The following is a 25,848-nucleotide window of genomic DNA, read 5'->3' as shown; positions in this document are numbered from 1 at the left end:
CCAAGCGACGAGATGGGCGCCAAGCGACGAGATGGGAAGGCCCTCCACACCGTGACCGACACCCCCGCCGACGATTTCGAGATCGACCTCCGCAGCGACATCACCGTCGAGCTGGTCAAGAGCGCCGCGACCGACTCCGACGTGCTGTTCGCCGCCCGCGTCTCCACCGCCGGGGAGCAGTCCCTGGACGAGCTCAAGAAGGACCCGGAGCGCTCCAAGGGCCTGATCAACTACCTCATGCGGGACCGCCACGGCAGCCCGTTCGAGCACAACTCGATGACCTTCTTCGTCAGCGCCCCGATCTTCGTCTTCCGCGAGTTCATGCGGCACCGCGTCGGCTGGTGCATTGCCGGTGACACCGAGATCACCCTGGAGAGCGAAGCCGGCAACCTTCGCCGGCGCTCCATCGCCGAGCTGTACAAGCTCTGGCACACCGGAGCCGAGGACCGGCTGCCGCACTCCGCCGGCGGGGTCACGTGGCACGGCCGGGCCGGAAAGTGGATGGCTCAGGTCGGGCGTGGTGAGACCAACCACTACCTGGGGCTCTACGAGAGCCGTGAGGCAGCCGAGTCGGCAGTGGCGGAGTTCCGTGAGCTGCACCCCAGCACGCGTCTGCGCAAACTCGAGTCGGTGCGCCGCAACCACGTGCGCTGCTACGACGAGGAGACGATGCTCGCCCAGCGGGCCAGGATCGTCGACGTGATCCAGTCCGGGGTCAAACGCCTGATCAGGATCACCACGGCTTCCGGAAAGACGCTCCGCTGCACGGTGGATCACGCCGTGTTCACTCCCGAGGGATGGTGCAAGGCGGGGGAGCTCGTCGTAGGCGACACGGTCATGGCCGCCGGCACCGGCCCGCGCCCGTCCGAAGCCCTCGTTCCGCCCAGCCTGCGACGAGGCATCGGTGTGTGGACCGCCATGCGGCGCCGGGAGCTGATCAAGGAGGTCGACACCTGTCACCTTTGCGGGCAGGACTTCCCCCGCGATCAACTCTCCCTCGACCACGTCGTCCCTGTGGCACGCGACCTGACCCAGGCTCTCGACGAGAAGAACCTCGCTCCCGCCTGCGAACCCTGCCACGCGGTCAAGAGCGCCGGAGAGCAGGCACTGGCACGGCGTGGCGGCAAGATCGCGAAGGCGGTGCCGGACCGGATCGTGGGAATCGAGGACGACGGGGAGGAGATGACCTACGACCTCTCCGTCGAAGGCCCCTGGCACAACTTCCTGGCCAACGGCATCGTCGTCCACAACTCCTACAACGAGGAATCCGGCCGCTACCGCGAGCTCCAGCCGGTCTTCTACACCCCGGACGAGTCCCGCAAGCTCGTCCAGCAGGGCCGTCCGGGCAAGTACATCTTCGTCGAGGGCACCCCCGAGCAATACGAACTGGTGAGCCGGGCCATGGAGGACTCCTACCTTCAGGCGTACCAGAAGTACCAGGAGATGCTCGCCGCCGGCGTCGCCCGCGAGGTGGCCCGCGCGGTGCTCCCCGTCGGCCTGTACTCGTCGATGTACGCCACCTGCAACGCCCGCTCGCTGATGCACTTCCTGGGCCTGCGCACCCAGCACGAGCTGGCGAAGGTGCCCTCGTTCCCGCAGCGGGAGATCGAGATGGTCGGTGAGAAGATGGAGGAGGAGTGGGCGCGCCTCATGCCGCTCACCCACGCCGCCTTCAACGCCAACGGCCGAGTGGCGCCGTAACGCCCGCGACCTGCGGCCTGGCCGAACCGGGCACAGACGTACGCATCAACCATGCGAAGTGTCCGGATTGCGGCGTTTGGAGAAGTTCATCTAGCCTGATCAAAGGGACCCGGCACTGCTTGAACCCCCGAGCAGGCAGTGCCGGGCTCCACTTCCGTTCCGACCTGCCGCCTCCCCCGAGGGCAGACCCCGCCCTGAGCAACGAGTAGCGTGTAACCCATGGCTCCGACCTCCACTCCGCAGACCCCCTTCGGGCGGGTCCTCACCGCCATGGTCACGCCCTTCACGGCGGACGGCGCACTCGACCTCGACGGCGCCCAGCGGCTCGCCACCCACCTGGTGGACGCAGGCAACGACGGCCTGATCATCAACGGCACCACCGGCGAGTCCCCCACCACCAGCGACGCGGAGAAAGCGGACCTCGTACGAGCCGTCCTGGAGGCCGTAGGCGACCGGGCGCACGTCGTCGCCGGAGTCGGCACGAACAACACCCAGCACAGCATCGAGCTGGCCCGCACCGCCGAGCGCGCCGGCGCCCACGGCCTGCTGCTCGTCACGCCGTACTACAACAAGCCCCCGCAGGAGGGCCTGTACCAGCACTTCACGGCGATCGCCGACGCCAGCCGGCTCCCGGTCATGCTCTACGACATCCCAGGCCGCAGCGGCGTCCCGATCAACACCGAGACCCTGGTCCGCCTCGCGGAACACCCGCGGATCGTCGCCAACAAGGACGCCAAGGGCGACCTCGGCCGCGCCAGCTGGGCCATCGCACGTTCCGGCCTCGCCTGGTACTCCGGCGACGACATGCTGAACCTGCCGCTGCTCGCCGTGGGCGCGGTCGGCTTCGTCTCCGTCGTCGGTCACGTCGTCACCCCGGAGCTGCGCGCCATGGTGGACGCGCACGTCGCGGGTGACGTACAGAAGGCACTGGAGATCCACCAGAAGCTGCTTCCGGTCTTCACCGGCATGTTCCGCACCCAGGGCGTCATGACCACCAAGGCCGCGCTCGCCCTCCAGGGGCTGCCCGCCGGACCGCTGCGCGCCCCCATGGTCGGCCTCACGCCCGAGGAAACCGAGCAGCTCAAGATCGATCTTGCCGCCGGCGGGGTACAGCTCTGACATCAGACTTCGCACCACCGCACGACCGGACGGACTTCACAACTGAATAGGCGGGCCACCGGTGCCCGCACCCCATTCGACAACTGCTTCTGCACGAACGTCATGCGCGCCACGTGCCCACCGGTACGTGGCGCGTGTGGTGAGGAGAGTCTTTTGAGTCATCCGCATCCTGAACTGGGCCGGCCCCCGGTGCTCCCCAAGGGCGGCCTGCGGGTCACGCCCCTCGGCGGCCTCGGCGAAATCGGCCGCAACATGACGGTCTTCGAATACGGCGGCCGTCTGCTGATCGTCGACTGCGGCGTGCTCTTCCCCGAGGAGGAGCAGCCCGGCATCGACCTGATCCTGCCGGACTTCACGTCCATCCGGGACCGCCTCGACGACATCGAGGGCATCGTCCTGACCCATGGCCACGAGGACCACATCGGCGGCGTTCCCTTCCTCCTCCGCGAGAAGCCGGACATCCCGCTGATCGGCTCCAAGCTGACCCTCGCGCTCATCGAGGCCAAGCTCCAGGAGCACCGCATCCGCCCGTACACCCTCGAGGTGGCGGAGGGGCACCGCGAACGCGTCGGTCCCTTCGACTGCGAGTTCGTCGCGGTCAACCACTCCATTCCGGACGCGCTGGCCGTCGCCATCCGCACACCGGCCGGCATGGTCGTCCACACCGGCGACTTCAAGATGGACCAGCTTCCGCTGGACGGCCGCCTCACGGACCTGCACGCGTTCGCCAGGCTCAGCGAGGAGGGCATCGACCTGCTCCTCGCCGACTCGACCAACGCCGAGGTCCCGGGCTTCGTACCGCCCGAGCGGGACATCTCCAACGTCCTGCGGCAGGTCTTCGCGAGCGCCCGTAAGCGCATCATCGTGGCCAGCTTCGCCAGTCACGTCCACCGCATCCAGCAGATCCTGGACGCCGCGCACGAGTACGGCCGCCGGGTCGCCTTCGTCGGCCGCTCCATGGTCCGCAACATGGGCATCGCGAGAGACCTCGGCTACCTGAAGGTCCCGCCGGGCCTGGTGGTCGACGTCAAGACGCTGGACGACCTGCCCGACAGCGAGGTGGTCCTGGTCTGCACGGGCTCCCAGGGCGAACCGATGGCCGCCCTGTCCCGCATGGCCAACCGCGACCACCAGATCCGCATCGTCAACGGCGACACGGTGATCCTGGCCTCGTCCCTCATCCCGGGCAACGAGAACGCGGTGTACCGCGTGATCAACGGTCTGACCCGCTGGGGCGCCAACGTCGTCCACAAGGGCAACGCCAAGGTCCACGTCTCGGGCCACGCCTCGGCCGGCGAGCTGCTGTACTTCTACAACATCTGCCGCCCGAAGAACCTGATGCCGGTCCACGGCGAATGGCGCCACCTGCGTGCCAACGCCGAGCTGGGCGCCCTGACCGGCGTTCCGCACGACCGCATCGTCATCGCCGAGGACGGCGTGGTCGTCGACCTCGTCGAGGGCAAGGCGAAGATCACCGGCAAGGTCCAGGCGGGATACGTGTACGTCGACGGCCTCTCGGTCGGCGACGTCGGCGAGCCCGCCCTCAAGGACCGCAAGATCCTCGGCGACGAGGGCATCATCTCGGTCTTCGTGGTCATGGACTCCTCCACCGGCAAGATCACCGGTGGGCCGCACGTCCAGGCCCGCGGATCGGGCATCGACGACTCGGCCTTCGCCGCGGTGCTCCCCAAGGTCACCGAAGTGCTGGAGCGCTCGGCCCAGGACGGAGTCGTCGAGCCGCACCAACTCCAGCAACTGATCCGCAGGACCCTCGGCAAGTGGGTCTCGGACACCTACCGACGCAGGCCGATGATCCTGCCTGTCGTCGTGGAGGTCTGACGGGCCGTCGGACCACCGACAGCGCCAACCTGGAGCGGGGCACCCCGATTTGCATCGGGGCGCCCCGCTCCAGTACGTTTACATCTCCGCTCGGACGGGCACCCGATCACTTCGTGGTTCGGAGCCGCCCCGGAGGGCGGAAATCCCGACTCAGAATCTCTGATAAAGTCGGAACCGCCGGAAAGGGAAACGCGAAAGCGGGAACCTGGAAAGCGCCGAGGAAATCGGATCGGAAAGATCTGATAGAGTCGGAAACGCAAGACCGAAGGGAAGCGCCCGGAGGAAAGCCCGAGAGGGTGAGTACAAAGGAAGCGTCCGTTCCTTGAGAACTCAACAGCGTGCGTTTCGGTGGTCATAGCGTAGGGGAAACGCCCGGTTACATTTCGAACCCGGAAGCTAAGCCTTACAGCGCCGATGGTACTGCAGGGGGGACCCTGTGGGAGAGTAGGACGCCGCCGAACAATTATTGAAGGGCTGGTCCCGGAACTTTGGTTCCGGGACCAGCCCTTTTTTGCTTTCCGTCACTTCGAGTTCACGTTGCACCCCGACCATCCCACATATGGGTACTGCAGCAATGCTCAGGGCCGCCGGCGTGGGCGTCGGTGACGAGGTCGTCGTACCTGCCTTCGGGAACGTGGAAGTCGCCGAGGCCGTGGCCCTGGTGGGCGCGTCGCCGGTGTTCGCCGACATAGATCCGGCGACGTACTGCCTGGACGCCTCCCCGGTGGAGGCTGCGCTGACGCCTCGGACCGCGGCCGTGGTCGCCGTGCACCGGTTCGGGCGGCCGGCGGACATGGGCGCACTGCACCGGGTCGGACAGCGGCACGGGCTGCTCGTGCTGGAGCAGGGCGAGTCCGAGGTGCCGTACGACGAGATAGCCCGGCGCAGGCAGAGGGCGGCCTACCTCGACGGGAAGTTGAGGGGGGTGCAGACCCCTGACTGGGGCGACGGGCACACCTACCAGCAGTATGTGGTCCGGGTGCCGGGAAACGGGCGGCCCGATCGCGACGCGTTCGCCCGCGCGGTGCGGGCGAAGGGAGTCGAATGCCGGGTGCCGGTGAAGGTTCCCGTGCACCGCATGCCGGGATTCCGGCGGTGTGTGTCGCTGCCGGAGACGGAGCGGGCCGTCGACGAGACGCTGGCGCTGCCGGTGGAGGCGGCGCTGACCAAGCGGGACATGCAGCGGATCGTGTCCGCCTGCAACGCGCTCGGTGGGCTGCTGCAACCCGCGTACTGAACCAAGTCCGTGGTTGGGAGCACCGGCTTGTTCGGGGTATGATCTATTCCGTTGCGGCGAGGGAAACCTCGAAAGCGACAGGCCCCTATAGCTCAGTCGGTAGAGCGTCTCCATGGTAAGGAGAAGGTCAACGGTTCGATTCCGTTTGGGGGCTCCAGTACGAAGGCCCCGCCCGATTGGGCGGGGCCTTTCGCATGTCCTCGGTCACAGACCGGGCCAAGTCCCGGGGCCCGCACGCTAGTCCGCGTGGGGCTCCGGGACGCGCATCGCGAGGATCGCCATGTCGTCGGACGGGGCGTCGGACGCGAAGCGCTCCACCGCGCGCATGATGCGGGCGGCCACCGCGCCCGCAGTCAGGCCCGTGCAGGTCGTGAGGACGTCGGCGAGACCGTCGTCGCCCAGCATGCGCGTGCCCTCGCGGCGTTCGGTGACGCCGTCCGTGACGCACAGCAGCACGTCGCCCGGGTCGAGGGTGACCGTCTGCTCGTACAGCTCCAGGTCCTCGATGACGCCCAGAAGGGGCTGCGGTTCGGCGGCCGGCTCGACCGTGCCGTCCTGGCGCAGGCGGAGCGGGAGCGGGTGGCCGGCGCAGACCACCTTCAGCTCCGCGCTGCCGTCCTCCTGCGGGCGCATCTCGCCGTACAGCAGCGTGAGGAAGCGGCTGCGGGCGCCCTCGTCGAGGATGGCGGAGTTGAGGCGCTCCAGGACCGCGGGACCGCTCAGACCCTCGCGGGCCAGCAGGCGCAGGGCGTGCCGGGCCAGGCCCGTGACGGCCGCCGCGTTGGGGCCCGTACCGCAGACGTCGCCGATGGCGAAGCCGTACGCGTCGTCGCTGATGGGGAAGAGGTCGTAGAAGTCGCCGCCGACCTCGTTGCCCTCGCCGGCCGCGCGGTAGATGACCTCCACCTCGACGCCGTCGATGACGGGGAGCTCCGGGGGCAGGAGGCTGCGCTGGAGGGACTGGCTGATGGCCGTGCGCTCCGAGTACAGCCGGGCGTTGTCCAGGGCCAGGGCGGCCCGGCGGGAGAGATCCTCGGCGAGCTCGAGGATCTCCTGGCGGAAGTGGTCGTCGGTGGGCTTGCCGAGGGTGAGCATGCCGATGACGCGGTTGCGGGCGACCAGCGGCAGGACGACGGTCTCGCCGCCGACGGCGGAGGCCGTGGCGAGGGTCGGGCCGATGCCGGTGCTCAGCGGCTGGGGCGTACCGCCGCTGAGGCCGAGGTCGCGCATGGAGGTGCGCAGCGCCGCCTGGTGGGCCATCTCGGCGGGGGCCGTCCACACACGGGCGCCAGGGGTGGGCACCGGGTCGGGCGGGGCGATCTTCGACAGCAGGGACTTGATGCCGTCGATGAGTTCCTCGTCCTCGTGCAGGACGTAGGAGAGGTACGGGTCCGAGGACTGGTCGGCGATGGTGTAGACGGCGCACCAGGTGGCCAGCGTCGGGACCGTCATCTGGGCCATCAGTGCCAGCGTCTGGTCGCGGTCCAGGGTGCCGGCGAGGAGGTCGGAGGCCTCGACGAGGAAGCTGAGCGAGCCGCGGCGCAGCCGCTCCAGCTCGCCGAGGCGCGCCGACTCGACGGCCAGGGCGATGCGGTCGGCCGCGAACTGGAGGCGCAGCGCCTCCTCGTTGGAGTACCGGCCGGCGGCCTCGGCCGCGACGCCGAGGGACCCGGTGAGGCGGCCCTCGACCTTGAGGGGGACGGTGACGACCGAGCGCATGCCCGTGCTGTTGAGCAGCGGGACCGCGCCGGGGACGGCCTCGAGGTCGTCGTGGACGGCGGGCATGCGCGCCGAGCCGTAGCGGCCGGGGCCGGCCTCGACGGGGACGCGGGCGAAACGCTGGCGCGCGGAGGGCAGGCCGGTGGAGGCGCGGACCTCCAACTCCGTTTCGTCATCGGTCGCCAGAAGCAGGAAGGCGGCGTCGGCGTCGAGCATGTCGCGGGCGCGTTCGACCGTGCGCTGGAGGAGGCCGTCGAGGTCGTCCGGGGCGGGGGAGCCGATGAAGACCTCGAAGGGGTCCGCGCTCTGGCCCTCGGAGGACGGGGAGTCGGAGGCCGCACCGCGCAACGGGGTCTGCAGTACCGCGCGTTCGTGGTCGCGGACGAGGAGGCAGACCGTGGAGGGCTCGCCGTCGGCGTCGCGGACGCGGAGGTGGGAGGCGTAGACGGGGGTGACGCGGCCGTCGGCACCCCTTATGCCGTAGCTGCCCTCCCAGCGGGAGAGCCGGAGCGCCTCGGCGATGCCGGTGCTGGTGCCGGGGGTGTGCGGCCAGGCGGCGAGGTCGGTCAGCGGCTTGCCGGTGACCTGGTCGGCGGCATAGCCGAAGAGATCCTCGGCGTCCTCGTTCCACGACGTGACGGCGCCGGTGCGGTCGATCTGGACGACCGCGACGCGGACCCGGCCGTCGGCGAGCGGCAGCAGGGCGGCCGGGAGGGAGGGGCCGGCGGCGCGGGTGCCGACGGGACGCTCGGGCAGGTGGAGGTGGAACCAGACGTTCTTGAGCGTGGGCGTGTACTCCACGCCCCAGTGGTCGGCCAGCGCCGCGCACAGCTGGAGGCCGCGGCCGCCCTCGCGGTCGAGGCTGCCCATGTTGGCGGGGGAGCCCTGGAGCGGGACCTCGCGCTCCGGATAGTGGTCGGCGACCTCGATCCGTACGCCGTCGTCGCTGCGCAGGCACACGACGTCGGCGGTGGTGCCGGCGTGGACCACGGCGTTGGTCACCAGCTCGCTGGTGAGCACCACGGCGTCGTCGACGATGTCGGCATGGCCCCAGCCCTGGAGCGTGTCGCGGACGAAGGACCGGGCGCTCGCCACGGATCGCCCGACGGGCTCGAAGCTGGCGGCCGCGCGCGCGGTGATCACAGAACTCCTCGACCCTCTCTCCCCGTGCACGGCCTCATGGCCGACCGGCTCGCGCCGCTGCTGCGGCAGTCCACCCGTCGGCCCGGGATCCGGGGGCTGCTCCCCCGGGATCAGTCCGGTGGTCATTCCGGCCGCCCCTCCGATGCCCGCTCGTCTCCGTGCCACCGCCCAGACCGGACGGACCGGTTTGGCTGGACAGCCGTATGCAAGGTTACTTACCTTCGCCGTCCATCCGGATGCCGGTCTGCAGTGTTTCCGCCCAGAGGGTGTGCGGACGATGTGCGAAGCTGCCGAACTGTTATGGCCTGGTTCGGCCGGGGTGAAACACTGGGCAAGCTGCTTATGAAGGTCCGGGCAGGTGAATGCGGGCCGAGTCGGGTGGGCAGCAGCCCTGGAAGCGGTCCGGCGAGCCGGGCCGGATCGCCCGGCGGTACGGAAAATAGGCGGCGGTAACCGGTTCGCCGAGCGTTGGCGGGCCGGGCACAGCGGTATCGGTCGACCCCTGCGGGAGGGACACAGTGGAGTCTGGCGCAGCGACGCGGGCCACGAAGACGCGCGCGAAAGGCGGACAGTCCCTGAGTAACCAGGGCAAATCGCGGGGTGGCGGCGCGCGGAGCGGCAGTACGACGGTGGACACGGCCGCGCTGAACCGGCTGCTCGCGGCCCTCGTGTCGATGCGGGAGGGGAACTTCCGCAGGCGGCTCACGGTGTCCGGCGACGGCGTGATGTCGGAGATCGCGGCGGTCTTCAACGAGGTGGCCGACCGCAATCTCCACCTCACGGGCGAGCTGGCGCGGGTACGGCGCGTGGTCGGGCGTGAGGGAAAACTCACGGAGCGGCTGGAGACCGGGGCCTGCGAGGGGTCCTGGGCGGCCGCGATCGACAACTCGAACGCGCTGGTGGACGACCTCGTACGGCCCGTCTCCGAGGTCAGCCGGGTGCTGTCGGCGGTGGCGGACGGTGATCTGTCGCCGCGCATGGAGTTGCGGACGCAGAGCGACGAGGGCGCCGGGCAGCCGCTGCGCGGTGAGTTCCTGAAGGTCGGCCGGACCGTGAACAACCTGGTCGACCAGCTGTCGACGTTCACGGACGAGGTCACGCGGGTGGCCAGCGAGGTCGGCACCGAGGGCAAACTGGGCGGTCAGGCCCGGGTGCGCGGTATGTCCGGTTCGTGGAAGGACCTGACGGACTCCGTCAACACGATGGCGTACCGGCTCACCGCCCAGGTGCGGGACATCGCGCTGGTGACGACGGCCGTGGCCAAGGGTGATCTGTCCCGGAAGGTCACGGTGCACGTGGCCGGCGAGATGCTGGAGCTGAAGAACACCGTCAACACGATGGTGGACCAGCTCTCGGCGTTCTCGTCCGAGGTGACGCGCGTGGCCCGTGAGGTGGGCACCGAGGGCGCGCTGGGCGGACAGGCCCGGGTGCCGGGCGTGGCCGGGGTGTGGAAGGAGCTGACCGACTCCGTCAACACCATGGCCGGGAACCTGACGGCCCAGGTGCGGGAGATCTCCCACGTGACGACGGCGGTCGCCAACGGTGATCTGTCGAAGAAGGTGACGGTGCCGGCCCGGGGCGAGGTCGCGCAGCTCGCCGAGACGATCAACCAGATGACCGAGACGCTGCGGATCTTCGCGGACGAGGTGACGCGCGTCGCGAACGAGACCGGCGGCGAGGGACAGCTCGGCGGCCAGGCGAACGTGCCGGGGGCGGCCGGCATCTGGAAGGACCTGACGGACTCCGTCAACACGGTCTTCCGGAACCTGACGACGCAGGTGCGCGACATCGCCGCGGTGACGACGGCGGTGGCCAGCGGTGACCTGTCGCAGAAGGTCACCGTCGATGTGGCCGGCGAGATGCTGGAGCTGAAGAACACCGTCAACACGATGGTGGACCAGCTGTCCGCCTTCGGTGCCGAGGTCACGCGGGTGGCCCGCGAGGTCGGTGTCGAGGGTGAGCTGGGCGGCCAGGCCCAGGTGCCGGGGGCGGCGGGGACGTGGAAGGACCTCACGGATTCCGTCAACACCGCGTTCCGCAACCTCACCGGTCAGGTGAGGAACATCGCCCAGGTGACGACGGCGGTGGCCAACGGTGACCTGTCGCAGAAGGTCACCGTGGACGTCTCCGGCGAGATGCTCCAGCTGAAGAACACCGTGAACACGATGGTGGACCAGCTCTCCAGCTTCGCCGACCAGGTGACGCGGATGGCCCGGGACGTGGGCACGGAGGGCCGCCTCGGCGGTCAGGCGCGGGTCGACGGCGTGTCGGGGACGTGGAAGGAGCTGACGGACTCCGTCAACTCCATGGCCGGCAATCTGACCTCGCAGGTGCGCAACATCGCGCAAGTGACGACGGCGGTGGCGCGCGGTGACCTGTCCCAGAAGATCGACGTCGACGCGCGCGGCGAGATCCTGGAGCTGAAGAACACCATCAACACGATGGTCGACCAGCTGTCGTCGTTCGCGGAGCAGGTCACGCGCGTGGCCCGTGAGGTGGGCACCGAGGGCCGCCTCGGCGGTCAGGCGCAGGTGCCCGGCGTCGCCGGTGTGTGGCGGGACCTGACCGACTCGGTGAACGGCATGGCCGGCAATCTCACCGCGCAGGTGCGCAACATCGCGCAGGTCGCGACGGCGGTGGCGCGCGGTGACCTGTCCCAGAAGATCACCGTGGACGCGCGCGGGGAGATCCTTGAGCTGAAGAACACCCTGAACACGATGGTGGACCAGCTGTCGTCGTTCGCCCAGGAGGTCACGCGCGTCGCGCGTGAGGTGGGTACCGAGGGCATCCTCGGCGGCCAGGCGGAGGTGCAGGGCGTCTCCGGCACCTGGAAGGACCTCACGCAGTCCGTGAACGGCATGGCCAACAACCTGACCATGCAGGTGCGCAACATCGCCGAGGTGACGACCGCGGTCGCCAAGGGCGACCTGTCGAAGAAGATCACCGTCGATGCCAAGGGCGAGATCCTCGAGCTGGTCACCACGGTCAACACGATGGTGGACCAGCTGTCGTCCTTCGCCGAGCAGGTCACGCGGGTGGCCCGTGAGGTGGGTACGGAGGGCATCCTCGGCGGCCAGGCGCACGTGCCCGGCGTGGTGGGCATCTGGAAGGACCTGAGCGACAACGTCAACCTGATGGCGAAGAACCTCACCGTGCAGGTGCGGAACATCTCCCAGGTGGCCGCGGCCGTCGCCAACGGCGACCTGACGCGGACGGTGACGATCGAGGCGCGCGGTGAGGTCGCGCAGCTCGCCGACACGTTCAACACCATGGTGAAGACACTGAGTTCGTTCGCGGACCAGGTCACCAAGGTGGCCCGCGAGGTGGGCACGGATGGCATCCTCGGCGGTCAGGCGCACGTGCCGGGCGTGTCGGGTACGTGGAAGGACCTCACCGAGTCGGTGAACCAGATGGCGTCCAACCTGACCGGTCAGGTGCGCAACATCGCCATGGTCACCACGGCGATCGCGAAGGGCGACCTGACCAAGAAGATCGACATCGACGCGCGCGGCGAGATCCTGGAGCTGAAGACGACCATCAACACGATGGTGGACCAGCTGTCGTCCTTCGCCGAGGAGGTCACCCGGGTCGCCCGTGAGGTGGGTACGGAGGGGCAGCTCGGCGGCCAGGCACGCGTGCGGGACGTCGACGGCACCTGGCGCGACCTGACGGAGTCCGTGAACGAGATGGCCGGGAATCTCACCCGGCAGGTGCGTGCCATCGCCCGCGTGGCGACCGCGGTGACCCGCGGCGATCTGAACCTGAAGATCGACGTGGACGCCTCGGGCGAGATCTCCGAGCTGCAGGACTACATCAACAAGATGATCGCCAACCTGCGCGACACCACGATCGCCAACAAGGAGCAGGACTGGCTCAAGGGCAATCTGGCCCGGATCTCCGGCCTGATGCAGGGCCGCCGGGACCTCCAGGACGTGGCCTCGCTGATCATGAGCGAACTGACGCCCGTGGTCTCCGCGCAGCACGGCGCGTTCTTCCTCGCCATGCCCCTGGTCGACGGCCAGGAACAGGCGGGGGCCGAGGGCGACGCGTACGAGCTGCGCATGCTCGGGTCGTACGGCTACTCGATGGGGTCCATGCCCACCTCGTTCCGGCCGGGTGAGGCGCTGGTCGGCACGGCCGCGCAGGAGAAGCGCACGATCCTCGTGGAGAACGCGCCGAGCGGCTACCTGAAGATCTCCTCCGGGCTCGGCGAGGCCCCGCCCGCGCAGGTGATCGTGCTGCCGGTGCTGTTCGAGGGGCAGGTGCTCGGCGTCATCGAACTGGCGTCGTTCACGCCGTTCACGCACATCCAGAAGGACTTCCTGAACCAGATCGCCGAGATGATCGCGACCAGCGTCAACACCATCTCCGTCAACACCAAGACGGAGGTGCTGCTGAAGCAGTCGCAGGAGCTGACCGAGCAACTGCGGGACCGGTCGGAGGAGTTGGAGCAGCGCCAGAAGGCGCTCCAGTCGTCCAACGCCGAACTGGAGGAGAAGGCCGAGCTGCTGGCGCAGCAGAACCGCGACATCGAGGTGAAGAACACCGAGATCGAGGAGGCGCGGCAGGTCCTGGAGGAGCGTGCCGAGCAGCTCGCCGTCTCCATGCGCTACAAGAGCGAGTTCCTGGCCAACATGTCGCACGAGCTGCGTACGCCGCTCAACTCGCTCCTGATTCTGGCCAAGTTGCTCGCGGACAACGCCGACGCGAACCTGACCCCGAAGCAGGTCGAGTTCGCCGAGACGATCCACGGCGCCGGATCCGATCTGCTCCAGCTCATCAACGACATCCTCGACCTGTCGAAGGTCGACGCGGGGAAGATGGACGTCTCCCCGACGCGCATCGCACTCGTCCAGCTCGTGGACTACGTGGAGGCCACCTTCCGGCCGCTGAGCGCGGAGAAGGGCCTGGACCTGTCGGTGCGGGTGTCGCCGGGGCTGCCCGCCACGATGCACACCGACGAGCAGCGGCTGCTCCAGGTGCTGCGCAACCTGCTGTCCAACGCGGTGAAGTTCACCGACTCGGGCTCCGTCGAGCTGGTCATCCGGCCTGCTCGGGACGAGGTTCCGCAGGCCATCCGGGAGCAGTTGCTGGAGGCCGGTTCGATGAACGACCCGGACGCCGAGCTGATCGCGTTCTCCGTGAGCGACACGGGCATCGGGATCGCGGCCAGCAAGATGCAGGTGATCTTCGAGGCGTTCAAGCAGGCCGACGGCACCACCAGCCGCAAGTACGGCGGCACGGGTCTCGGGCTGTCCATCTCGCGGGAGATCGCGCAGCTGCTCGGCGGCGAGATCCACGCGCAGAGCGAGCCGGGCCGCGGCTCGACGTTCACGCTCTACCTGCCGCTGCACCCGAGCGAGCTGCCGCCGCACGGCTACCAGCAGCCGCTGCCGTCCGTGGAGGCCGGTGAGCTGCCGGTGTCCTCCGGTGCCTTGGCCGAGCTGCCGGGTACGGAGGCCGAGACGCCGGCCGAGGTGAAGTCGTACCAGGACTCGCAGAACGGGGCCGCCGCGCTGTTCCGGCGTCGGCGCCGGTCGGCGGAGACCGAGGAGCTGCCCGCGGTGCGGGAGCGGCAGTCGGACGACGGGCAGGAGCCGTCGCCGCAGTCGAGCCGCGGAATCCGGTTCGGCGGGCAGAAGGTGCTGATCGTCGACGACGACATCCGCAACGTCTTCGCCCTCACCAGCGTCCTGGAGCAGCACGGCCTGTCCGTGCTGTACGCCGAGAACGGGCGCGAGGGCATCGAGGTCCTGGAGCAGCACGAGGACGTGGCGGTCGTCCTGATGGACATCATGATGCCCGAGATGGACGGGTATGCGACGACCACGGCGATCCGCAGGATGCCCCAGTTCGCCGGTCTGCCGATCATCGCGCTGACCGCCAAGGCGATGAAGGGCGACCGGGAGAAGGCGATCGAGTCGGGCGCGTCCGACTACGTGACGAAGCCGGTCGACCCCGACCACCTGCTGACGGTGATGCAGCAGTGGATGAGTGAGGAGTGAGTGCGGGGAGCCGCCGGGAGCCGGCGGGAAGCGACCGGTACGTTCGGACCTCGTGCCCGTAGTACGTTCGGGCACGGTGTCCTCGTGTGTTCGGGCACCTTCCGTGCGGCTCGCTCGGGCGGTGTGCGAACGTGGGGTGTGTGTAAACGGCGGGAACCTTCGGGGTTCACGCGGAGTCGCTGACTCGGCGTGCCCGAAGCCGTGTAGAAGCACGGGATTCGGGGAACCTTCTGGTCTCCCGCCGCGTTTCTGCTATGAGCACAGTGACATCACGGTGACAGGGTGTGGCGACAGGCGGGGTGCGGCTACGATGACCGGCACAAGGACGGGCGGCGCAAGGGAGCCGTCCCCCGGGGCGGCACCCGCCGGTGCCGCGCCAAGTCCTGTGGACAGGGGAGGCCCCACGCCGGGGCGAGGAGGGCGGGCCATGGTGCAGAAGGCCAAGATCCTCCTGGTCGATGACCGGCCGGAGAATCTGCTTGCGCTGGAGGCGATCCTCTCGGCGCTCGATCAGACGCTGGTGCGGGCATCGTCCGGGGAGGAAGCGCTCAAAGCACTGCTCACGGACGACTTCGCGGTCATTCTGCTGGACGTCCAGATGCCGGGCATGGACGGTTTCGAGACCGCCGCGCACATCAAGCGACGGGAGCGGACCCGGGACATCCCGATCATCTTCCTCACCGCGATCAACCACGGCCCCCATCACACCTTCCGCGGGTACGCGGCGGGCGCGGTGGACTACATCTCCAAGCCGTTCGACCCCTGGGTGCTGCGCGCCAAGGTCTCGGTCTTCGTCGAGCTGTACATGAAGAACTGCCAGCTGCGGGAGCAGGCGGCGCTGCTGCGCCTCCAGTTGGAGGGCAACGGCAAGGCCGAGGCCGGCGAGGCCAAGGAGCCGGCCGGGCTGCTCGCCGAGCTGTCGGCGCGGCTCGCGGCCGTGGAGGAGCAGGCGGAGGCGCTGTCCAAGCAGCTGGGCGACGAGTCGACGGACGCGGCGGCGGTGGCGACGGCCGCCCACCTGGAGCGCAAGCTCACCGGGCTGCGGCGGGCCCTGGACGCCCTGGAGCCGGGCGCGCCCGGAGGCCAGGCCGCAGTCAACTGACGCCGCGCAGCCCCCTGGTGCCGCGTGGGGCTCGGCGCGGCGGTCTGTCGCAGCCGGCTGCGAGGCGCCCTGTGAGGACTAGTCAGGCGCTGTGCCGGAGCCGTCAGTTCCGCTTCCGCTCGGGGGCGACACGAACGGGTGAAGCGGTAGGCACGCGTGTCGACCGCCGTCTCCCCCGGTAACCTCACACCCATGGCCTCACGTCCCTCCGCAGCCAAGAAGCAGCCCGCGAAGAAGGCGGCCGCTCCCGCGAAGGGGCCGGCCAAGAAGGCCGCCGCGAAAAAGGCACCCGCGAAGAAGGCGCCCGCCAAGAAGGCCGCGGCGAAGAAGCCCGCGCCCAAAGCGGCTCCGAACCCCACCGGAGGCGTCTACCGGCTGGTGCGCGCACTCTGGCTGGGCCTCGCGCACGGAGTCGGCGCCGTCTTCCGCGGCATAGGGCAGGGCGCCAAGAACCTCGACCCGGCCCACCGCAAGGACGGCGTCGCGCTGCTGCTGCTCGGCATGGCGCTGATCGTCGCCGCGGGCACCTGGGCCGATCTCAAGGGCCCCGTCGGCGACCTCGTCGAAATCCTCGTGACCGGCGCCTTCGGCCGCCTGGACCTGCTCGTGCCGATCCTGCTCGGTACCATCGCCGTACGCCTGATCCGGCACCCCGAGAAGCCCGAGGCCAACGGGCGGATCGTGATCGGTCTGTCCGCGCTCGTCATCGGCGTACTCGGCCAGGTGCACATCGCCTGCGGCTCACCGGCCCGCAGCGACGGCATGCAGGCCATAAGGGACGCCGGCGGGCTGATCGGCTGGGGAGCGGCGACCCCGCTGTCGTACACGATGACCGACATGCTGGCCGTGCCGCTGCTCGTGCTGCTCACGGTCTTCGGGCTGCTCGTCGTGACCGCCACCCCGGTCAACGCCATCCCGCAGCGGCTGCGGCAGCTCGGGGTGCGGCTCGGCCTGGTCGGCGACCCGGAGGCGGACGCGCTCACGGACGACGACGAGCGCTACGACGAGCAGTGGCGCGAGGCGCTGCCCGCCCGGTCCCGCAAGCGCGCGGCACCGGCCGCCGCCGAGCCGTACGACCCCGACGCGGCCGAGCAGGAGGCGCTCAGCCGGCGCCGCGGCAGGCCCCGGCGGTCCGCCGTGCCGCAGCCCGAGATGAACCGCCCGATGGACGCCGTGGACGTCGCCGCGGCCGCCGCCGCCGCGCTCGACGGCGCCGTACTGCACGGGATGCCGCCCTCGCCGCTGGTCGCCGACCTCACCCAGGGCGTGAGCACGGGGGACCGCGAGTCCACGACCCCGACGCCCACGCCCGTACCGGCCGCGCGGCCACAGCCGGGGAAGCTCAAGAAGGACCCCGCCAAGACGCCCGAGGAAGAATCCGCGGGCGATGGGGTCCCCGACCTCACCAAGACGCCGCTGCCCAAGGAACGGGACCTGCCGCCGCGCGCCGAGCAGCTCCAGCTCTCCGGTGACATCACCTACTCCCTGCCGTCCCTCGACTCCCTCACGCGCGGCGGCCCCGGCAAGGCGCGCAGTGCCGCCAACGACGCCATAGTCGCCTCGCTGACCACCGTCTTCACCGAGTTCAAGGTCGACGCCGCCGTCACAGGCTTCACCCGCGGCCCGACGGTCACGCGCTACGAGGTCGAGCTGGGTCCCGCCGTGAAGGTCGAGCGGATCACCGCGCTGACCAAGAACATCGCGTACGCCGTCGCCAGCCCCGACGTGCGGATCATCAGCCCGATCCCCGGCAAGTCCGCGGTCGGCATCGAGATCCCCAACACCGACCGGGAGATGGTCAACCTCGGCGACGTACTGCGCCTCGCGGAGTCCGCCGAGGACGACGACCCGATGCTGGTCGCCTTCGGCAAGGACGTCGAGGGCGGCTACGTCATGCACTCGCTGGCGAAGATGCCGCACATGCTGGTCGCCGGCGCCACCGGCTCCGGCAAGTCGTCCTGCATCAACTGCCTGATCACCTCGATCATGATGCGGGCGACCCCGGAGGACGTCCGGATGATCCTCGTCGACCCCAAGCGGGTCGAGCTGACCGCCTACGAGGGTATCCCGCACCTGATCACGCCGATCATCACCAACCCGAAGCGGGCCGCCGAGGCGCTCCAGTGGGTCGTGCGCGAGATGGACCTGCGCTACGACGACCTCGCCGCCTACGGTTACCGGCACATCGACGACTTCAACCGCGCGGTGCGCGAGGGCAAGGCCAAGCCGCCCGAGGGCAGCGAGCGCGAACTCCAGCCGTATCCCTACCTGCTGGTGATCGTGGACGAGCTGGCCGACCTGATGATGGTCGCGCCGCGCGACGTCGAGGACGCGATCGTGCGGATCACGCAGCTCGCGCGCGCGGCCGGCATCCACCTGGTGCTCGCCACCCAGCGGCCCTCCGTGGACGTCGTCACGGGCCTCATCAAGGCCAACGTGCCCTCGCGGCTCGCCTTCGCCACCTCCTCGCTCGCCGACTCCCGGGTCATCCTCGACCAGCCCGGCGCCGAGAAGCTGATCGGCAAGGGCGACGGCCTCTTCCTGCCGATGGGCGCGAACAAGCCGACCCGTATGCAGGGCGCTTTCGTGACCGAGGAGGAGGTCGCGCTCGTCGTCCAGCACTGCAAGGACCAGATGGCGCCGGTCTTCCGGGACGACGTCACCGTCGGCACCAAGCAGAAGAAGGAGATCGACGAGGACATCGGTGACGACCTCGACCTGCTGTGCCAGGCGGCCGAGCTGGTCGTCTCCACGCAGTTCGGGTCGACCTCGATGCTCCAGCGCAAGCTGCGCGTCGGCTTCGCCAAGGCCGGGCGGCTGATGGACCTGATGGAGTCGCGGAGCATCGTCGGGCCGAGCGAGGGATCGAAGGCTCGTGACGTTCTTGTGAAGCCTGACGAGCTGGACGGCGTGCTCGCGCTGATCCGGGGGGAGTCTGAAGGGTAGGGACGGGTAGGCGAAGGGTTCCCATGACGGAAGGTCACGGCGGCGGGCGGCCGATCGTGACTCACCCGTTAGGGATCATTGAGCAACCGTTTCCCCATGCCCTACGTCAAGTTGAGCGAAGTGACAAACAGGTAGTCCACCATCGGGGTGCCGGGCCATTCCGATGGCGTAAAGGTCGTACCGCCCGGTTGCCCCACCCGTTTGCACCCCCCCTAGACTGAACGCCCAGCACAGGCGGCTAAACGCTCGAAAGGCGCCCCCGTGTCCAACGGCAACTCCCCCGAAGACGAGCGTCCGATCGAAGACGTGTCCGACGACGTCCCTGAAGACGTTTCCGAGGAAGCCCGCCCCTCCGTCGGCCGTGCCCTGCAGCAGGCACGGATCGCCGCCGGGTTGACCGTCGACGACATCACCACCGCCACCCGGGTCCGCATCGCCATCGTGCACGCCATCGAGGCGGACGACTTCGCGCCCTGCGGCGGCGACGTCTACGCGCGCGGTCACATCCGCACCCTCGCCAAGGCCGTCGGGCTCGACCCGGCCGAGCTGCTCGCGCAGTTCGACGCCGAGCACGGCGGGCGCCCGGCGCCGACCGCCGCCGCGCCCCTGTTCGAGGCGGAGCGCATCCGTCCCGAGCGGCGCGGACCCAACTGGACCGCCGCCATGGTCGCCGCCATCGTCGCGGTGATCGGTTTCGTGGGCTTCACCTTCGTCAAGGGCGGCGACGACGGCGGCAACGAGGCGAGTGTCGCCGAGGGGGCCCAGCCCTCGTCCGGCGAGTCCGCCTCGCCGAGCGCCAAGCCCGAGAAGCCCGCCGACCCGAAGCCCGAACCGAGCGACAGCGCCATCGCCGCCGCGCCGGCGGACAAGGTGACCGTCAAGGTCAGCGCCACCGACGGACGCAGCTGGATCTCCGCCAAGGACCACAACGGCCGGCTGCTCTTCGACGGACTGCTCAAGCAGGGGGACTCCAAGACCTTCCAGGACAACGAGAAGGTCAACCTCGTCCTCGGCGACGCCGGAGCCATAGAGCTGTACGTCAACGGCAAGAAGATCGAGGACGACTTCCAGCCCGGCGCCGTCGAGCGTCTGACGTACACGAAGGGCGATCCGCAGGTCGGATAGCGGATCCGGGAAACGAGTCACCACGGGGTTGGCCGGGATCGGCCAACCCCGTCGACGTGGGCCGTCGGCGGGACGAAGTAGTCTTGAGCCCATGCCTGAAAGCCGCACCGTCGCACTCGTCACCCTTGGCTGCGCCCGTAACGAGGTGGACTCGGAGGAGCTCGCAGGCCGTCTGGAGGCGGACGGCTGGAAGCTCGTCGAGGACGCCGAGGAAGCGGACGTCGCCGTCGTGAACACGTGCGGCTTCGTCGAGGCCGCCAAGAAGGACTCCGTCGATGCCCTCCTGGAGGCCAACGACCTCAAGGGTCACGGAAGAACGCAGGCCGTGGTCGCGGTGGGCTGCATGGCCGAGCGGTACGGCAAGGAGCTGGCCGACGCCCTCCCGGAGGCCGACGGCGTCCTCGGCTTCGACGACTACGCCGACATCTCCGACCGCCTGCAGACCATCCTGAACGGCGGCATCCACGCCGCCCACACCCCGCGCGACCGGCGCAAGCTGCTGCCGATCAGCCCCGCCGAGCGGCAGGAGGCCGGCGCCTCCGTCGCCCTGCCGGGTCACGGCCCGACCGACCTCCCCGAGGGCGTCGCCCCCGCCTCCGGGCCCCGCGCGCCCCTGCGCCGCCGCCTGGACGGCTCCCCGGTCGCCTCGGTGAAGCTGGCCTCCGGCTGCGACCGGCGCTGCTCCTTCTGCGCCATCCCGTCCTTCCGCGGCTCCTTCATCTCGCGCCGCCCGAGCGACGTGCTGAACGAGACGCGGTGGCTGGCCGAGCAGGGCGTCAAGGAGATCATGCTGGTCTCCGAGAACAACACCTCCTACGGCAAGGACCTCGGCGACATCCGCCTGCTCGAGTCGCTGCTGCCCAACCTCGCCGACGTCGACGGCATCGAGCGGGTGCGGGTCAGCTACCTCCAGCCGGCCGAGATGCGCCCCGGTCTGATCGACGTGCTGACCTCCACGCCGAAGGTCGTGCCCTACTTCGACCTCTCCTTCCAGCACTCCGCTCCGAACGTGCTGCGCGCGATGCGCCGCTTCGGCGACACCGACCGCTTCCTGGAGCTCCTGGACACCATCCGGAGCAAGGCGCCCGAGGCGGGCGTGCGCTCCAACTTCATCGTCGGCTTCCCCGGCGAGTCCGAGGCCGACCTCGCCGAGCTGGAGCGGTTCCTGAACCACGCCCGCCTCGACGCCATCGGCGTCTTCGGGTACTCCGACGAGGAGGGCACCGAGGCGGCGACCTACGGCGACAAGCTGGACGAGGACGTCGTCGCCGAGCGGCTGGCACGTGTCTCCCGCCTGGCCGAGGAACTGGTCTCGCAGCGGGCCGACGAGCGCGTCGGAGCGACCGTGCGGGTACTCGTCGAGTCCGTGGAGTCCGCCGACGAGGGTGACGGCGTCCGCGGCCGCGCGGAGCACCAGGCACCCGAGACGGACGGCCAGGTGCTGCTCACGAGCGGCGAGGGCCTGAGTGTCGGTCGTATGGTCGACGCGAAGGTGGTCGGTACGGAGGGTGTCGACCTGGTGGCCGAGCCGCTGCAGGGCTCGCCCGAGTGGAGTGAGGAGGCCGGCAGATGAGCGGAGTCCCGGCGTCCGCGGCGGGCGGCTCCTCCGGCGCGCGCAGGGCCGGCCCGCGCGGTGCGTCGGGTGCGGCTCAGGAACCGGCCGAGCGTACGACTCCGGGGGGCGCCGTGGGACGGGATGCGGCGGAGCGGGGTGCGCCGGAGCGGACCACGGCGCAACGGGGTGCGACCGAGGGCGGTGGCGCCGGACGCGGTGGCAAGATCGCGGCCGCCGCCGTCAACCAGGCGAGCGTCTGGAACGTCGCCAATCTGCTGACGATGCTCCGGCTGCTCCTCGTGCCGGCCTTCGTCGCGCTGATGCTCGGCAACGGGGGGTACGACCCGGCCTGGCGCTCCTTCGCCTGGGCCGCTTTCGCCATCGCCATGATCACCGACCTCTTCGACGGGCATCTGGCGCGCACCTACAACCTCGTCACCGACTTCGGGAAGATCGCCGACCCCATCGCCGACAAGGCGATCATGGGGGCGGCGCTCATCTGCCTGTCCGCTCTGGGCGACCTGCCGTGGTGGGTGACGGCCGTCATCCTCGGCCGGGAACTCGGGATCACCGTCCTGCGTTTCGTGGTCATCCGGTACGGCGTCATCCCCGCCAGCCGGGGCGGCAAGCTCAAGACGCTCACCCAGGGCATCGCCGTCGGCATGTACGTCCTGGCGCTGACGGGACCCCTGGCCAGCCTGAGGTTCTGGGTGATGGCGGCGGCGGTCGTCCTGACGGTGGCGACCGGACTGGACTATGTGAAGCAGGCCATTGTGCTGCGCCGCCGGGGAATCGCCGAACGCAGAGCGGCGTTGAAGGAGACGGAAGTTTGAGTTCCACGGCCGCCGACGTGGTGCGACTACTCACGGTCAAGGGAGAGACCCTTGCGGTCGCCGAGTCACTGACCGGCGGAATGGTCGCTGCCGCGCTCACCGCCGTCCCCGGAGCCTCCATGGCCTTCCGGGGCTCCGTCACCGCGTACGCGACGGAGCTGAAGCGGGAACTGCTCGGCGTCGACGCCGAGCTGCTCACGGCGCGCGGAGCGGTGGACCCGCAGGTCGCCGCCCAGATGGCGGCAGGGGTGCGCACGGCCCTGGGTGCCGACTGGGGCATCGCGACGACGGGCGTCGCCGGCCCGGAACCGCAGGACGGACAGCCCGTGGGGACGGTCTTCGTGGCCGTGGACGGGCCCTTCGGAGCCGACGGGGCTTGCGCCGATGGCGGAAAAGTGGAGGCGCTGCGGTTGAACGGCGAGCGCGCGGAAATTCGTATGGAGAGTGTACGGAGCGTACTCGCACTCCTTTTGAGGGAGCTTGCGAGCGAACAGACCGGGAATGAGCGGGCACAGGATACGGAACGGAACGGGGGGTTTTGATGTTTGCAGCCCTGAGTGAACACGACATCGCTCCCCGCACGGCCGCGGCGCGAGGCGGTACGGTGGGGCGTGAAGGATGCGGTTACACGGTCCGAGGAGGGAGCCACCGATGATTCTGCTCCGTCGCCTGCTGGGTGACGTGCTGCGTCGGCAGCGCCAACGCCAGGGCCGTACTCTGCGCGAAGTCTCCTCGTCCGCCCGAGTCTCACTCGGCTATCTCTCCGAGGTGGAGCGGGGGCAGAAGGAGGCTTCTTCCGAGCTGCTCTCCGCCATCTGCGACGCGCTGGACGTACGGATGTCCGAGCTCATGCGGGAAGTGAGCGACGAACTCGCCCTCGCCGAGCTGGCCCAGTCCGCTGCGGCAACGCCCAGCGAGACCGTTCCGGCACCGGTGCGCCCGATGCTGGGTTCCGTCTCGGTGACCGGTGTGCCACCGGAACGGGTCACCATCAAGGCGCCCGCCGAGGCAGTGGACGTCGTCGCCGCCTGAGCGGCCGAGAACGTGTGCGTGTGAGGCCCCGGCCGGGGGTCGCTCCGGGAGAACGGAGTGACGTGGTCGGGGTTTTCGCATGCCAGGGCCGGTACGCGCATGCCCGGGACCGGTACGCGCACGCGCGGGCCGAGCCTCGCGAGCGTCGACGCCTGTGAGTGCCGGAGGCGGCGCGTCCGCCGGTTTGCCGGTCCGTGTGGGTGCGGTCATCGTGGAGGGAGATGGCCGGGGGACGAACCGACGGAGGCGTGGATGTACGTCGTGAAGAGCCCGTTGTCCGACGCGGACCTGAAGACCGTCTCCGAGGCGCTGCAGGGGGCCCTCGTCGACCTGGTCGACCTGGCCCTGGTGGCGAAGCAGATCCACTGGAACGTGGTCGGTCCGCGCTTTCGCTCCGTGCATCTCCAGCTCGACGAACTCGTCGGTACCGCCCGCACGCACTCGGACACCGTGGCGGAGCGTGCCTCCGCGCTCGGCGTGTCCCCGGACGGGCGGGCCGCGACGGTCGCCGTCGGCAGCGGCATCGACGTGACCCCCGAGGGCTGGGTCGACGACACCACCGCCGTACAGACCATCGTGGACGCGCTGGGTGCGGTGATCGGGCGGATGCGCGAGCGGATCGCGGCGAGCGACGCCCCCGATCCCGTGAGCCAGGACATCTTCATCCAGATCACGGCAGATCTCGAGAAGCAGCATTGGATGTTCCAGGCCGGAAACGGATGACGCGGGATGGCGGCGGCGCGGACGGCCCGCCGGACGGCCGCGCTGGGCCTCTGCGCGCTGTGGTGGTGGGCCGTACTGCGCCTGGCGCTGGAGCCCGCCGCCGGGGTGCTGGAAGGGGCGGTCGCGGTCGGCGGCTGGGGGCTGAGCGTGCTTCCGGTGCACTGTGTGCCACGGCGCCGGGCCGTGGGGGCGCTGGGAGCGGGGCGGTGGCGGCGGGCCCTGCGCGGGGCGGTGCCGGGTCCGGCGTCGTCCGGTCTTGCGGACGGCGGTGAGCGGGCCGTGGGCGAGCCGTGAGCGGTAGAGGTGCGCATGTCCGACCTGCTCGCCGAGGCGCCGCCGGAACCCGAAGCGCACCGATGGACGGAAGGACGGAGCCGATGAGTGTCACCGGCCTGGACAAGGATCTGGACAATCTTACCCTCACCCTGGTCGCCGACTTCGCCGCCCCCGCCGAACGGGTGTGGCAGTTGTGGGCCGACCCCCGGCAGCTGGAACGCTGGTGGGGACCGCCGTCCTACCCGGCGACGGTGGAGGAGCACGACCTGACCCCGGGCGGGGACGTCACGTACTTCATGACCGGCCCGGGGGGTGAGAAGTACCGCGGCTGGTGGCGGGTGGCCACGGTCGACGCACCCCGGTCGCTGGAGTTCACCGACGGGTTCGCCGACGAGGACGGGGTGCCGAACGCCGCGATGCCGACGACCGCGAACCGGGTGACGTTCACCGAGCGCGACGGCGGCACCCGCATGGAGATGCGGGCGGCCTTCGACACCCGGGAGCAGATGGACCAGCTCATGACGATGGGCATGGACGAGGGCATGCGCGAGGCGGCCGGCCAGATGGAGGCTCTGCTCGCCGCCGGCTGAGCCGTCCGTCCCGCCGCCTCCTCAGCGGTCTCCTCGGGCGGCTCTCCCTCGGGCGGCCCTCAGCGCCGTCTTCGGGCGCCCGCGAGGCCGCCCGGGCGCGGCGCGGGACCCGTCTGACAGGTCGGGCACCAGTACGTGGGGCGCTCGCGGGAGCCGTCGCCCTGGTCGGCCACCCGGACCGACGTGCCGCAGCGCAGGCACGGGCGGGGCGCCCGGCCGTACACGAACAGATCCTGGCCGCGCAAGCCCGTCGTACGGCGGACCGGGCGGTCGCGGTTGGCCTCGAGGAGCTTGTGCGCGAGTACCGGGAGGTGCGCGGCGCGGTCGGCGGGCAGCTCCCCGACCGGCAGCCAGGGCGTGATGCCGAGCAGGAAGCAGAGCTCGCTCTTGTAGACGTTGCCGATACCGGCGAGGTTGCGCTGGTCGAGCAGGGCCTCACCGAGCGCACGGCCCGAGTCCGCGCGCAGATTGCCGAGGGCCCGCGCCGGGTCCCAGGCGGGGCCGAGCAGATCAGGGCCGAGATGGCCGACGGCGCGCGATTCGTCGGCGGTGCGCAGGATCTCCAGCACCGGGAGGCGGTAGCCGACGGCCGTGCGGTCGGCGGTGGCGAGGACCACCCTGATCTGGTGCGCGGGGCCGCCGCTCCAGCGCTGACCGGGTGCGAACACCTTCCAGGAGCCGTCCATCCGCAGGTGCGAGTGCACCGTCAGGCCGCCCTCGACACGGGTGAGCAGGTGCTTGCCGCGCGGGGTCACGTCCAGGACGGCGCGGCCGGTGAGGTCGACCGTGGCGTACCGGGGGACGCGGAAGTCGCTGCGGGTCAGCACCTTGCCCGCGAGGGCGTCGTGCAGCCGTCGCGCCGCCTGCCAGACCGTGTCTCCTTCGGGCATGGTCCAAGGGTGA

At 70.0% G+C, this 25,848-nt stretch carries 16 protein-coding genes, 1 tRNA gene, 1 rRNA gene and 3 pseudogenes; 19 read left to right on the top strand and 2 right to left on the bottom strand.

Features of this window, described 5'->3' with window-relative positions; all coding sequences use genetic code 11:
• Positions 1-51: 51 nt before the first annotated feature.
• From ABS735_RS28230 to ABS735_RS28195, 8 genes and pseudogenes are all read left to right on the top strand, one after another.
• Positions 52-342: pseudogene (locus ABS735_RS28230) on the top strand (FAD-dependent thymidylate synthase); the annotation flags it as partial.
• Positions 322-1,248, top strand: a pseudogene (locus ABS735_RS28225) (HNH endonuclease); the annotation flags it as partial. The pseudogenes ABS735_RS28230 and ABS735_RS28225, both read left to right, overlap by 21 nt.
• Before the next feature lie 3 nt (positions 1,249-1,251).
• Positions 1,252-1,701 (top strand): annotated as a pseudogene (gene thyX / locus ABS735_RS28220) (FAD-dependent thymidylate synthase); the annotation flags it as partial.
• 219 nt (positions 1,702-1,920) lie between these two features.
• Positions 1,921-2,820 (top strand): 4-hydroxy-tetrahydrodipicolinate synthase, encoded by a 900-nt coding sequence (gene dapA, locus ABS735_RS28215; RefSeq protein ID WP_373901936.1) that lies wholly within the window; start codon positions 1,921-1,923, stop codon positions 2,818-2,820.
• A gap of 153 nt (positions 2,821-2,973) precedes the next feature.
• Complete coding sequence (locus ABS735_RS28210; RefSeq protein ID WP_373901935.1) at positions 2,974-4,659, top strand: ribonuclease J; 1,686 nt, start codon at positions 2,974-2,976, stop codon at positions 4,657-4,659.
• 344 nt (positions 4,660-5,003) lie between these two features.
• A 5S ribosomal RNA gene (gene rrf, locus ABS735_RS28205) occupies positions 5,004-5,120 on the top strand.
• A 113-nt stretch (positions 5,121-5,233) separates the two neighbouring features.
• Positions 5,234-5,896, top strand: a complete 663-nt coding sequence (locus ABS735_RS28200) for a DegT/DnrJ/EryC1/StrS family aminotransferase (protein ID WP_373903949.1) — start codon at positions 5,234-5,236, stop codon at positions 5,894-5,896.
• A gap of 81 nt (positions 5,897-5,977) precedes the next feature.
• Positions 5,978-6,053, top strand: a tRNA-Thr gene (locus ABS735_RS28195).
• An 80-nt stretch (positions 6,054-6,133) separates the two neighbouring features.
• On the opposite strand, the gene ABS735_RS28190 is transcribed toward ABS735_RS28195, so the two are convergent.
• Positions 6,134-8,884 carry a SpoIIE family protein phosphatase gene (locus tag ABS735_RS28190; protein WP_373903441.1) on the bottom strand — a complete coding sequence of 917 codons (2,751 nt, stop codon included), beginning with the start codon at positions 8,882-8,884 and terminating at the stop codon, positions 6,134-6,136.
• Between the two features lie 392 nt (positions 8,885-9,276).
• On the opposite strand from ABS735_RS28190, the gene ABS735_RS28185 reads away from it, so the two are divergent.
• The 11 genes from ABS735_RS28185 (at position 9,277) to ABS735_RS28135 (ending at position 24,945) form a co-directional block, all read left to right on the top strand.
• Positions 9,277-14,763 (top strand): HAMP domain-containing protein, encoded by a 5,487-nt coding sequence (locus ABS735_RS28185; protein ID WP_373903442.1) that lies wholly within the window; start codon positions 9,277-9,279, stop codon positions 14,761-14,763.
• A gap of 427 nt (positions 14,764-15,190) precedes the next feature.
• Positions 15,191-15,865, top strand: a complete 675-nt coding sequence (locus tag ABS735_RS28180) for a response regulator (protein WP_373903443.1) — start codon at positions 15,191-15,193, stop codon at positions 15,863-15,865.
• 192 nt (positions 15,866-16,057) lie between these two features.
• A complete protein-coding gene (locus tag ABS735_RS28175; RefSeq protein ID WP_373903444.1) occupies positions 16,058-18,811 on the top strand; it encodes a DNA translocase FtsK in 2,754 nt (917 codons plus the stop codon).
• A 261-nt stretch (positions 18,812-19,072) separates the two neighbouring features.
• Positions 19,073-19,936 (top strand): helix-turn-helix domain-containing protein, encoded by an 864-nt coding sequence (locus ABS735_RS28170; RefSeq protein ID WP_373903445.1) that lies wholly within the window; start codon positions 19,073-19,075, stop codon positions 19,934-19,936.
• 91 nt (positions 19,937-20,027) lie between these two features.
• Positions 20,028-21,509, top strand: coding sequence for a 30S ribosomal protein S12 methylthiotransferase RimO (gene rimO, locus ABS735_RS28165; protein WP_373903446.1), 1,482 nt, complete (start codon positions 20,028-20,030; stop codon positions 21,507-21,509).
• Positions 21,506-22,324 carry a CDP-diacylglycerol--glycerol-3-phosphate 3-phosphatidyltransferase gene (pgsA, locus tag ABS735_RS28160; protein ID WP_373903447.1) on the top strand — a complete coding sequence of 273 codons (819 nt, stop codon included), beginning with the start codon at positions 21,506-21,508 and terminating at the stop codon, positions 22,322-22,324. Before rimO ends, pgsA begins: the two co-directional genes overlap by 4 nt.
• Positions 22,321-22,866 carry a CinA family protein gene (locus ABS735_RS28155; RefSeq protein WP_373903448.1) on the top strand — a complete coding sequence of 182 codons (546 nt, stop codon included), beginning with the start codon at positions 22,321-22,323 and terminating at the stop codon, positions 22,864-22,866. The genes pgsA and ABS735_RS28155 overlap by 4 nt, the downstream gene beginning before the upstream one ends.
• Before the next feature lie 109 nt (positions 22,867-22,975).
• On the top strand, positions 22,976-23,356 hold the full coding sequence (locus ABS735_RS28150) for a helix-turn-helix domain-containing protein (protein WP_007387871.1): 381 nt from the start codon (positions 22,976-22,978) through the stop codon (positions 23,354-23,356).
• 252 nt (positions 23,357-23,608) lie between these two features.
• Complete coding sequence (locus ABS735_RS28145; RefSeq protein ID WP_373903450.1) at positions 23,609-24,079, top strand: Dps family protein; 471 nt, start codon at positions 23,609-23,611, stop codon at positions 24,077-24,079.
• Between the two features lie 6 nt (positions 24,080-24,085).
• Positions 24,086-24,373, top strand: a complete 288-nt coding sequence (locus ABS735_RS28140) for a hypothetical protein (RefSeq protein ID WP_373903451.1) — start codon at positions 24,086-24,088, stop codon at positions 24,371-24,373.
• An 83-nt stretch (positions 24,374-24,456) separates the two neighbouring features.
• Entirely contained in the window at positions 24,457-24,945 is a 489-nt protein-coding gene (locus tag ABS735_RS28135) for an SRPBCC family protein (RefSeq protein WP_373903452.1), read from the top strand.
• 59 nt (positions 24,946-25,004) lie between these two features.
• Here ABS735_RS28135 and ABS735_RS28130 read toward each other — a convergent pair whose 3' ends face one another.
• Positions 25,005-25,835: an Fpg/Nei family DNA glycosylase gene (locus ABS735_RS28130; protein ID WP_373903453.1), complete on the bottom strand. Its 831-nt coding sequence runs from the start codon at positions 25,833-25,835 to the stop codon at positions 25,005-25,007.
• Positions 25,836-25,848: the final 13 nt, after the last annotated feature.

The organism is Streptomyces sp. MMCC 100, assembly GCF_041538145.2.
Taxonomy (GTDB): domain Bacteria; phylum Actinomycetota; class Actinomycetes; order Streptomycetales; family Streptomycetaceae; genus Streptomyces.
The sequence above is the reverse complement of the archived record's forward strand: the minus strand, read 5'-3'. Positions and strand labels throughout refer to the sequence as shown.